Consider the following 11,091-nt stretch of genomic DNA (forward strand, 5'->3'; position numbering starts at 1 on the left):
CCGGCAAACGAGCTGAAAGCGCGGTTCGACAGCAGTCCGGAGGAGCTGCGGCAGGCGGTGAACGGAATCTGCGACGAGGCTTCGCGGCTGGAGGCGCGTGTGGAGGGCATCGTGGTGGATACGTTCGGGGACACGATCGATCGGGAGATGCTCTCAGAGGAGCTTGCCGCCGAGCTGGACGCGAAAGCAACCCAGACGTCGCTTAATACCGAAAGCGAGGCGCGGGAAGCGGCTGTTTCCGCACTGGATACCCGTCTGACCGAGGTGGAGGCACAGAAATGCGAGATTTATCTTGGCAGCTATAACGGCAACGGTGAAAAGAATACGCAAGCAATCCGCTTAGGCTACCAACCCAAAGCCGTGCTGGTTGCAAACGCCAGATGGATTGGCAACGTAGATAATCCCCAGCGCATGGAGCTTGCAATGCCAGATATCGCAGCATATCATTTAGTTGTCACCTCCACGGGCTTTGAGGTGAAAGGCATGCTCAACTGCACCAACACGGAGGACAGTGTGGCAAATCCGTATCGGTATATCGTGTTCAAGTAATGTACAAAAGGGAAAACCCCTCTCTTTCGAGAGGGGTTTTCTATACTCTGAAAATTTTAAGAAGCCAAAGTGTAAACGATAGTCAGAGTGTTGCCAGAAATAGTAGCGCTCTTGGGGCTATTCATGTTGGTCGTTGTAACTGTGACGGTGGAATCAAATTCGTAGTTCGGGCTAGTGATTGCCAGCGTATAGGTTGCGGTGGCCTCGTCAGTAGCTTCCCAAGTTCCATCAGCACCAGCTACATCGGTTTCAACCCAGTTGGCCGGATCCGCAGTAGCGGTTACCAGAGCGCCATAAGTCGAATCGGTAAAGGTAATGGACGGTGCAACTGGGCTCGAAGTCAACGCGCTCGAAGTCGGAGCGGTAACAGAATCCGGAGTCAGGGTGGAAATCTTAGCCTTTGCAACCGTAAAGTCGCGGACAACTGTCTTGCTGCCAATCTTCAGGGTCATGGTGTACTTGCCAGCATCCGCAGACTTATCGTTGGTGATAGTAACATTTATCGTTGCAACATCGTTGGTGGTAACCTGCGAGCCAGAGCCATCTACTACAACAGATGTAGTAAACTTGCTGCTTGCATCAGCCTTGGAAGAATCAACGATAGATACCTCAGCGTAGTAGCCCTTCAGACCTTCCACGTTCGCGGACAGGGTCTCCGTGTCGGACGTTTGGCCATAGGTCATCGCATCGCCAGCCATATCCTTGGTTACAGTAACGCCAGCAGAGGTGGAAGTATTGTCTTCGTCGTCATCATCGCCATCGTCGCTGCCATCGTCGATCCAATCGAACTTGCCGGTGTTGTCGATGATCAGGAGCTCAAGATCAGCCTCGCCATCAACCACAGCCTCGTCAAGGATATATGCAACGTTGTTCATGTAATCGTCGTTAACATCCTTGTCAGCCTTGCGCAGCGTGGTCGTGCCGTAGATGTATTCCTGGCCGATCGCGTCGTCGTCCTCGCTGGAGTCAATCACGAGTACCTTGGTGTCCGCGGTGACGTTCAGCTGGTTGTCGCCAACCGAGATGGAGCGGGTGGTGGAAGCCTTGTTCGCGCCTACCGCCAGGTTGCTCTGGCTCGGCGTGGTGTTGCTTACGCTCTTGAGCAGGCCGTAGGTGTCGTCAACATCCTGGATGTAGCCGTCAGCATCGATGCTGCCGTAACCAATCACGGTACCCTTGGCGCGGTCGCTCGCGGTGCCGTTCTCTTCCTTAACGGTCAGGTTCTCGGAGCCGTTCCACAGGGTGTAGGTGACGTCGCCGTTGCTGCGCTCAACCGCGTCCGCGGTGATGTAGCCGTAGTTATCGTTGGAGGTGCCGGAGATATCGCCAATGGTAGAACCAGACTTAACCTCAACAGAGGCCAAGCGGACACGGTCCAGACCGTTGTAATCCTTGGTGAATACCGCGCCAGCGCCCTTGGTGGTTACCAGATCAGCGGAGGAGGTCAGGTTGTTGAACTGCTTGCCGGTGATGGTCTTGGAGGAGCCGTTCTCGTCCCAAACAACGATCACAGCGTCGTCCGCGACGCGCTTGCCGGCAATCGTGTTGTTGCTGCCCAGTGCAACGTTCTTAGCGTCTTCGCTGCCATAGACCAGCGCCAGGTAGCCGTTGTACTTCTGGTTCTTCAGCTCTTCCAGCTTGGTAGCGCTGTCGCTGCCGGAAACCTTGTACGCACGGCCGAGCTGAGTGTCGTTGCCTGCGATGCTGTTATCACTGTCGATCGTGACAGTCTTGAGCGTGCCGTCGAAGTAACGCAGCTTGACCTGATCGCCGTACAGGGTGGTCGAGCCGCTGCCGTTACCGACAACAACCGCGACATTGGTCGGGATTGCGCCCGTGCCGTCGTCGGTGTCAACGTTCAGGATAACGCCGTTGGCAACATACGCCTTAACGGTGTCGCCTACGGATACGTTCTCATAGCCGGTGTCGCTGTCCGTGGTGTCGATGTTATACCAGGTGCCGGCGATCTCGTACTGGCTGTAGTTGCCGTTATCCGAGGTCTTGTTCTTGCTGCCCTCCAGCTCGTCGGTGACAATGTCAGCCTTGACGATTTCCTTGCAGTCCTCGTACATGCTGTAGGACATTACCGCGTAATCGTCCGCTTCCAGCTCTTCATCGATGATTTCATCGGCAAACTTGTAGGACTTGCCGGCAAAGGTGATCTTGTCGGAAGCAACGTTGGTCACTTCGCCGCCGATCTTCTCAAATACGATCGCGGTGTCGATCTTGTTGTTGCCGTCGGAGTCAACAAAGGTTACCTCAGCCAAGGAGGTGTTGCCATTGGTGTCGTGCTCATTCGCAGCAGCATCCTTGTCAAAGTAGGTGTACGCAACCGTGTCGGTTTCAACGCCGTCAATGCCGACAAAGGTCAGGTCGATCGACTTGGTGCTGTCCACAGAGTAGGAAGAACCTTCAAACTTCAGCTTCTGGCCGTCCAGCTCAACATTCTTCATCAGGGTGTTGTAAACGGTGTTGTCGGAAACCGCGTAAACGCCGAGGACATTGTTGGTCTTGCCATCCTTGAACATGACCTTGACCTTCTGGCCCAGCAGGGAGGTGTAGTCCTCGGAAACCTTGGTGAAGTTGACCAGGTCGCCGTTGCTGTAGTTACGGTCGGAGTTGTGGTAGTTATCAGAGTCGTAGTCAGCATCGATCTTGATCGTCAGGGAGTCGGTCTCGATCGAGGTCAGGGTGCCGTAGTCGTAGGACAGGCCCATGTAAGCGGAGCCGACAGTTTCCTTGACGCCGCCGTTGAGGATATCGTCAAAGGAATCGGAGTCGGTGGACCACTTCACGCGGTTGGTGTCCAGCGTATTTGCGATCATCTGCGCGGCGTACTGACGCGGCAGGCCCTGCTCCAGGCCGGAGTTGACGTCGTCCAGCAGGCCGGCGGAGCCAGCGTAACGCAGGGTGTTGGTGGACCAGTTGTGGCCTACCAGACCAGCCTTGTCAGCGTCGTAGCCTGCCAGAACGAGCAGCATCTTCGCAGCTTCCACGCCGGTTACGGTCGCGTCGGGCTTGAAGGTGTTGTCGCCGTAGCCGGCGATGATGCCCTGGGACTCGCAGAACTTGATGTAGCCCTTGGCCCAGTGGCTGTTGATGTCGGTCAGCTTAGAGGAGTTGTTCTCGTAAGCCGAGTCGTCAATGGAGTTGTTGCGGACAACGAAGATCATCTTCGCCATTTCCGCACGGGTAACGGTTGCGTCCGGACGGAAGGAGCCATCGGGGTCGCCCTCGATTACGCCCAGCGCCGTCAGCATGTTCACGGCGTCCTTGGCCTGGATATCGGCCTCGTCCGTGAACGCCGCACCGGCAAACATGGTGAACGCGCATGCGAACGCCAGTACCAGTGCGAGAACCTTTTTCTGATGGCATTAAAAATAATTTTTTGATGTTTTTTGATGCCGCATTATAGCACGGATCGGTCATAATTGCAACTATTATTTTTATTTTTGATTTTGAACTTCCTGGATTATATTTCCATGTCTTAACAGTCGGAATTTGAGTATTCATTCATGCAAAAGAATAATTATAAAAATACGCCCCTCTTTTATAAGAGGGGCGTATTTTATTCTTCTACAGGCTTCTCTTCGTGATACGCCTGCGCTTCCCCACCGGAGGATTTCCTGCGGCGGCGTCCGCCGCGTCTGCGACGGCGCTTGGGGGCGTCGCCGGTTGCGCCTTCGGCAGCCGAAGCGCTTTCCGGCGCGGCAGGCTCTGCCGCTGAGGGGGCGCGTTCGGGCTTGTCCGGCTGAGCAGACCGCTCTGCGCGCGGCGGACGGACAGATTCGGCTTCCTCCCGCCTGCGGCGCTCCTCGGCCAGCGCGGCGATGTTCTGCCGGTTGCGGCAGGCGCCCTTCACCACGCAGCAATCTGCGCACTGGAACTCGGTCAGGGAATGCTCCGGACTGTCGTCCAGCTGCACCTTGCAGGTGCCGCGCAGCATTTGCGTGGAAATGACCTTTCCTCGCCCCTCCGGCGTATCCACCACGCTGCCCTGCTTGGGCGTGACCTTTTGCAGCTCGGCATAGGCTTCGTGCTCATATTTGAGACAGCACATCAGCCGCCCGCAGGTGCCGGATATTTTGGCAGGGTTAAGCGACAGGTTTTGATCCTTGGCCATATTGATCGAAACCGGATGGAAGTCCTCCAGATAAGAGGAGCAGCACAGCTCGCGGCCGCAGGTGCCCAAGCCGCCGATCATCTTCGCTTCATCGCGCACGCCGATCTGCCGCAGCTCGATACGGGTGCGGAATACGCTGGCCAGATCCTTGACCAGCTCGCGGAAGTCCACGCGGCCATCTGCCGTAAAATAAAACAGCATTTTGTTCATATCAAAGGTACATTCGACCGTGACCAGGTTCATGTCCAGCCCGCGTTCCTCGATCTTGCGCTTGCAGACGATAAACGCCTCGTCCGCGCGCTTTTTATTCCGCTCGAGCGTTTTTCGGTCCGCGTCGGTCGCCACGCGCAGCATGCGTTTGAGCGGCTGCACAACCGTCTGGTCAGGTACGTCGGTGTTCGCCTGCACGCACTCGCCGTACTCCAGGCCGCGCGCAGTTTCCACGATCACGCCCGTCCCTGTTTCCACAGGGATGTCCTGCGGGTCAAAATAATACATCTTTCCGTTTGGCTTGAAACGGACTCCGATAATTGTAGTCAAAAGCTGATATCCTCCTATATTATAGAAAGCAGATGCGGTATACATCGCTTGTCAGCGCACAGGTCACTGCCGCCGCCGCGGCGTTGCGGCCGATCCGACCGATCAGCTCTCCAATCCAGTCATATACCGCCAGCAGGCGGCTGGCGGGTACCGTCCGTGCCAGAGCGCGCGCTTCGGTTTCCAGCGCGGGCTGCAAAGGCGGCTGCGGCAGGGCTTTGGCGAAAAACACAGCGTCGCGCAACGCGGCCTGCAGAATGCCCAGCACACCCATCAGCGTCCGGCGCGGCGTTTTTTCGAGCGCCAGCGCGGCCAGCATCATCCGCTCCTCGCGCTGCGCGGCCACAGCGGCCAGATACGGCGCGAGCAGCGCGGCCGCCTCCTCATCCGAAACCGCGGCGCCGGCCGGCGCGAGCGCGAATTTCGTGCAGCGGGAGCGCACGGTCTGCAGCAGAGCGTCCGGCTGTTCGGCGGCCAGGATGAAAAATGCATAGCCCGGCGGCTCCTCCAGCTCCTTGAGCAGTGCGTTCTGCGCCATGGGGTTGAGGTTCTGCGCGTGGCAGATCACAGTCACGCGCCGCGCCCCGTCATTGGGGACGATCGCGTTTTCCGCCTTAATGCGGCGCGCGAGATCGACCTTCAGCTCCTCGTCGCCCGCATCGATCATCATCAGGTCGGGATGCACGCCCTGCTCCGCCTTGCGGCAGGACAGGCAGGTCCCGCAGGGCCTCGGCCCACCGCTCTCGCACAGGATCGCGGCGGCTAGGACGCAGGAAAGCGTCTTCAGCCCGTCGGGATCGTCGCCGGAAAGCAGGACGGTCTGCGGGAAACGGCCGGACAGCGCGTTCCGCAGGCTGCTTTTGAGCGCCGTGTTGCCCGGCAGACTGTCAAACGAGATCAAAGCTTTTCAAACCGCTCGACATGCAGCACGAACACGGTCGCGCCGCCGACCTCGACCTGTACGGGCGTGGATGGGAAAAAGCCCATGCCCAGCTCGGCGGTGGTCGGGATGATCTGCTTGCGCGAGGAGGAATGCTCGCGGATGATGTCGAAGCAGGCGTCCAGCTTGGATTCCTCCAGTCCGATCAGGATGGTGACGTTGCCGGCCTTGAGGAAGCCGCCGGTCGTCGCCAGCTTGGTGATGGAAAAGCCCGCTTTCATCAGGCTGTTGATTACGTCCTGTGCATCATCATAATTGATGATCGCAAGTACCATTTTCATAAAAGGTGTCCCCCTTTTCCGCTCTGCTGCGAGATAACCACGGTGATTTCTTCTATTTCATTGTACCATCTTTCCCGAATAAGTTCAATGTGCGCCCGTGTAATTTTCTCCCCCGGCCACAGCAGCGGCACGCCGGGAGGATAGGGCGTGACCGGCCGCGCGCAGACCAGCCCCTCGGCCGCAGCGGGCGCGACGCGGCCGGTGTGCGAAAACCACGCCTGCCGCACGGGCATGACGCGCGCGGCGGGCGGGAAGGGCGCGGCCGCCAAGGAAAGCGGCTCCTCCCGTCGCCGGCCGGACAGGCAGCGCAGGCCGCGGCGCAGGCGGTAGATCGAGGCGCCGGTATCCGCGCCGGTCAGAATGAACACGGCGTTGCGGTCGTCCGCCATCTCACAGGCCACGCCGTATTCGCTCCAAAGCATGTCGGCCAGGCGACGGCCGGTGATATCCGTACCCGCGGTGCAGACCGTCAGGCGGCAGGGGTCGAGCGCGGGGAAATCGCTCTCGGCCAACGGTGTGAAGCGGGTGCGGCGCGCGATATAATCCCGCAGGTCGCCGCAGGTTTCCGCCGCGCGGCGGTAGGCGGCTCGGCCCGGGCCTTCGGTGTAGGCGCGCGCCAGGTCGATGGACGCCATGATCGGGTATGACGGGCTGGAAGTGCCGAACAGCGCGGTATTTTCGCGCAGCGCGCGCTTATCCGCGCCCGCGCCGGCCAGAAGGACCGCCCCCTGCCCCAGACAGGGCAGCGTTTTGTGCATGGAGAGCACCGCCATGTCCGCGCCCTCCGCGACCGGCGCGGGCAGGCCGAGCGCCGGAAAATGCGCGCCGTGCGCCCCGTCGACCAGCAGAAGCCTGCCGTATGCGCGGCACAGATCCGCGAACGCCGGTATCGCGCGGCACACGCCGTAATAGGTGGGAGAGGTGAGCAGCACGGCGCGGATCTCCGGATGGTCGAGCAGCGCCCGCTCGGCCGCGTCCACGGGCAGCGCGCCCGACACCGCGAACGGCTCGATAAGCGGCGCGGAGATAAAATGCGGTGTGATATCCAGCAGCGCGCAGGCGTAGCAGACCGACTTGTGGCATTCGCGGTCCAGCAGCACGCTGCCGCCCTCCCCCACGGCGGCCGCAAGCATGGCGAGGACGCCCTGGGTCGAGCCGCCGGTCAGAAAAAAGCAGTCGTCCACGCCGAAATAGCGCGCCGCGGCGACCTCGGCGTCGCGGATCGGCCCGTCGCCCAGGTACAGGTTGCCCGTGCCGTAGGTTTCGGTGAAATCGATGGCGAATATCTCCGCATAGCTGTTGAACAGCGGCTCGCCCTTATGCCCCGGCATATGGAAGCGCGCGGAATCGCCGGTCGCAAGCAGCTGGAGCGCGTGGAACAGCGGCGCGCCCGTGAACGGCATCAGCCGGTTGATCTGGCGGTGGGTGAGCTGCGGCGCCCGGGCTCTTTTTTTGTGATGGAACATGGGCCGCGGCCCCCTTTCTCTGGCATGCCCACGCTTCTGGTATTTTGTTATTATAGCATGCGCGCGGGGCGCTTGGCAAATCCTTCCGCACACGCTCTGTCCATAATGTGCAGACATTCGTCTTTTTCAGATGGATTTTTGGGCTATATTCCCGTAGTAAATATCTTTCCCTTATATTATAATGAATACTGCGTTCTTTTTTGGAACAGCATGTTGAAATTTGAAAGGCAGGTAACTATTCACTATGGCTGACAATCGTATCTACAATTTCTCCGCAGGCCCGTCCATGCTTCCGGTACCCGTGCTTGAGCGCTGTGCCTCCGAAATGCTGAACTACAAGGGTTCCGGCATGTCCGTCATGGAGATGAGTCACCGCTCTAAAGTATATGACGCGATCATCAAGGAAACCGAGGCCGCGCTGCGCCGCGTACTCTCCATCCCGCAGAACTATCGGGTGCTGTTCCTGCAGGGCGGCGCGACGACCCAGTTCGCGGCCATCCCGATGAACCTGATGCGCACCGGCAAGGCGGATTACGCCATCACGGGCAACTTCGCCAACAACGCTTATAAGGAAGCGGTCAAATTCGGTGACATCCATGTCGCGTTCTCCTCCAAGGAGGGCAACTTCGACCGCGTGCCGACGCAGGGCGAGCTGGACATCCGTCCGGACGCGGATTACTTCTACATCTGCGCCAACAACACCATTTACGGCACCGAGTACCAGTACGACCCCGAAACCCCGGCAGGCGTGCCGCTCGTGGCCGATATGTCGTCCAACATCCTCTCCAAGCCGGTGGACGTTTCCAAATACGGCGTAATCTACGCGGGCGCGCAGAAGAACATGGGCCCCGCGGGCGTGACCGTGGTCATCGTGCGCGAGGACCTGCTAGGCCATTACCCGCTGGAGAAGTATCCGGTCATGCTGGACTGGAAGACCATGGCGGATAAGGAATCCATGTACAACACGCCCCCCACCTACGGCATTTATGTGCTGGGCCTCGTGCTCGAGTGGGTCGAGCAGATGGGCGGCGTCAAGGCGATGCAGGAGCTGGCGGCCAAGCGCAGCGGCATGCTGTACGACTACCTCGACGGCCAGGACTTCTACAAGGCGGTCGCGGAAAAGGCGTCCCGCAGCCACATGAACGTCACCTTCCGCACCGGAAACGACGAGCTGGACGCGAAATTTGCCAAGGAGTCCGCGGCAGCGGGCATGAGCAACCTCAAGGGCCACCGCTCGGTCGGCGGCATGCGCGCTTCCATCTACAACGCGATGCCGGTCGAGGGCGTGGAGCACCTGATCGACTTCATGAAGAAATTCGCGGCGGAAAACGCCTGATCCGCGGGCGCGCCCGCCGCGCCCGTCCATTCCAAAAGAGTAAAGGGGATTGATTCCTGTGTTTAACGTAAAGCTGTATAACAAAATTTCCAAAATCGGCCTCGATCAGCTCGATCCGGCGGGCTATGCCTGCTCGGAGGATTTTGAGGACTATGACGCGGTCCTTGTCCGCTCGGCCAAGCTGCACGACGTGCAGTTCCCCAAAAGCCTCAAGTGTATCGCGCGCGCGGGTGCGGGCGTGAACAACATCCCCCTCGACCGCTGCGCCGAAGAGGGCATCGTGGTGTTCAACACCCCTGGCGCGAACGCCAACGCGGTCAAGGAGCTGGTCATCTGCGCGCTGCTGCTCGCCTCCCGCAAGGTGGTGCAGGGCGCGAACTGGGTCAAGGGCCTTGCCGGCACGCCGGACATTGGCCCCGCCGCGGAAAAGGGCAAGGCGACCTACGCCGGCCCTGAGATCGCGGGCAAGCGCCTCGGCGTGATCGGACTGGGCGCGATCGGCGTCAAGGTGGCCAACGCCGCGGTCGGCCTGGATATGGAGGTCTGGGGCTACGACCCGTTCCTCTCGGTTGACGGCGCGCTCGCGCTGTCCCGTTCGGTCAAGCATGTGACCGAGCTGGACCAGATCTTCGCCAACTGCGATTATATCACCGTACACGTCCCGCTGCTCGCGGACACCCGCGGCATCATCGGCGCGGAGGCGATCGCCAAGATGAAGGACGGCGTGCGCGTCGTCAACCTCGCCCGCGGCGAGCTGGTTGACGAGCAGGCCATGGCTGCCGCGCTCGAAAGCGGCAAAGTCGCGGCGTATGTGTCCGATTTCGCCTCTGACGCGATCCTTGCGCAGGAAAACGCGGTCACGCTGCCCCATCTCGGCGCCTCCACGCCGGAGAGCGAGGACAATTGCGCGAAAATGGCGGTCAAGGAAATCGTGGACTACCTCGAAAAGGGAACCATCCGCAATTCGGTCAACTTCCCCAACCTCAAGGTGCCGTATGAGGGCGGCTACCGCATCTGCATGATCCACCGCAACATCCCGAACATGATCGCCTCCATCACCGCGGCGGTCAAGTGCAACATCGAGAACATGGGCAACCGCTCCAGAGGCGACTACGCCTACACCATCGTGGACGCGGCCGAGCAGCCCACCGAAGCCAACCTCGAAGCCCTCCGCGCGATCGACGGAATGATCTCGGTGCGCACCATCTGAACGAAAAATCAAAAATGACCGCACGTTCACCGGCTCTAAAGCCGTGATTCCGGTCAAAACAGAGGAAATCAGCCCCCAAACCAGCCGGTTTGGGGGTTTCCTGCTGCCGCCGGACGACAAAATGCGCCCTTTTCCGCCCTGCATCCGATCGCGCCCGCGTCCGCCGGATTGCCCCCGCGCGGCGGAGACGGGTGGAACACTTCCCCTTGACAAATCCAGTTTTATGGTTATTCTATCCCCTGTATGATTTTTATGGAAAAAGACGGTATACCCCCCGGTACAGATGTTCGAGCGGGCGTCGTAACACAGCACGCGAAACGCGCATATCCATGCAGCGCGCTTACCTTATTATATATAATCCCGTAATTTTCGTATTTTGTGACAGTCACGGATGCGTAATATTACCCGTTTGTTACACTTCACGCAATCTTCTTGACGCATTTATTCCCGCATGGTATGATTGTCAACGTAATAAGGGCGAGCAATCGCCTGAAAATTTTAAAGGAGGAAAAAACCCCATGAAGAATCTCAAAAAGGTTCTCGCACTGGTACTGGCGTTCGCATGCGCGTTCACCATGTTTGCCGGTGCGGCGTTCACGGACGAGGCCGATATCCAGGCCAAGGACGCCGTGAACATGCTGACGGCGCT

8 protein-coding genes are annotated in these 11,091 nt (G+C 59.3%); 3 read left to right on the top strand and 5 right to left on the bottom strand.

The window, feature by feature from the left end; genetic code table 11:
- A partial coding sequence (locus tag H8S45_RS15160; RefSeq protein WP_186950480.1) for a hypothetical protein occupies positions 1-549 on the top strand: 549 nt, incomplete at its 5' end.
- 56 nt (positions 550-605) lie between these two features.
- Here the strand turns inward: H8S45_RS15160 and H8S45_RS15165 are convergent.
- The 5 genes from H8S45_RS15165 to H8S45_RS15185 form a co-directional block, all read right to left on the bottom strand.
- Complete coding sequence (locus H8S45_RS15165; protein WP_186950482.1) at positions 606-3,869, bottom strand: S-layer homology domain-containing protein; 3,264 nt, start codon at positions 3,867-3,869, stop codon at positions 606-608.
- 248 nt (positions 3,870-4,117) lie between these two features.
- A complete protein-coding gene (locus H8S45_RS16685) occupies positions 4,118-5,212 on the bottom strand; it encodes a PSP1 domain-containing protein (RefSeq protein ID WP_147574614.1) in 1,095 nt (364 codons plus the stop codon).
- Between the two features lie 19 nt (positions 5,213-5,231).
- Entirely contained in the window at positions 5,232-6,110 is an 879-nt protein-coding gene (locus tag H8S45_RS15175; protein ID WP_054328506.1) for a DNA polymerase III subunit, read from the bottom strand.
- Positions 6,107-6,430, bottom strand: coding sequence for a cyclic-di-AMP receptor (locus H8S45_RS15180; protein WP_054328507.1), 324 nt, complete (start codon positions 6,428-6,430; stop codon positions 6,107-6,109). The genes H8S45_RS15175 and H8S45_RS15180 overlap by 4 nt, the downstream gene beginning before the upstream one ends.
- The gene (locus H8S45_RS15185) at positions 6,427-7,896 is read right to left on the bottom strand and encodes an aminotransferase class I/II-fold pyridoxal phosphate-dependent enzyme (RefSeq protein ID WP_186950484.1); all 1,470 of its coding nucleotides are present in this window, start codon (positions 7,894-7,896) and stop codon (positions 6,427-6,429) included. The genes H8S45_RS15180 and H8S45_RS15185 overlap by 4 nt, the downstream gene beginning before the upstream one ends.
- 244 nt (positions 7,897-8,140) lie before the next feature.
- Here H8S45_RS15185 and serC point away from each other — a divergent pair, with 244 nt between their 5' ends.
- The gene (gene serC, locus H8S45_RS15190; protein ID WP_054328510.1) at positions 8,141-9,232 is read left to right on the top strand and encodes a 3-phosphoserine/phosphohydroxythreonine transaminase; all 1,092 of its coding nucleotides are present in this window, start codon (positions 8,141-8,143) and stop codon (positions 9,230-9,232) included.
- Between the two features lie 58 nt (positions 9,233-9,290).
- Complete coding sequence (locus H8S45_RS15195; RefSeq protein ID WP_054328511.1) at positions 9,291-10,442, top strand: 3-phosphoglycerate dehydrogenase family protein; 1,152 nt, start codon at positions 9,291-9,293, stop codon at positions 10,440-10,442.
- The last annotated feature ends 649 nt before the right edge of the window (positions 10,443-11,091 follow it).

It is taken from the genome of Agathobaculum faecis (genome assembly GCF_014287995.1).
GTDB lineage: Bacteria > Bacillota > Clostridia > Oscillospirales > Butyricicoccaceae > Agathobaculum > Agathobaculum ammoniilyticum.

Coding starts and splice junctions, on each gene's coding strand:
- H8S45_RS15165 (WP_186950482.1), bottom strand. CDS start 3,869: ATGTTTGCCGGTGCGGCGTTCACGGACGAGGCCGATATCCAGGCCAAG.
- H8S45_RS15180 (WP_054328507.1), bottom strand. CDS start 6,430: ATGAAAATGGTACTTGCGATCATCAATTATGATGATGCACAGGACGTA.
- H8S45_RS15185 (WP_186950484.1), bottom strand. CDS start 7,896: ATGTTCCATCACAAAAAAAGAGCCCGGGCGCCGCAGCTCACCCACCGC.
- serC (WP_054328510.1), top strand. CDS start 8,141: ATGGCTGACAATCGTATCTACAATTTCTCCGCAGGCCCGTCCATGCTT.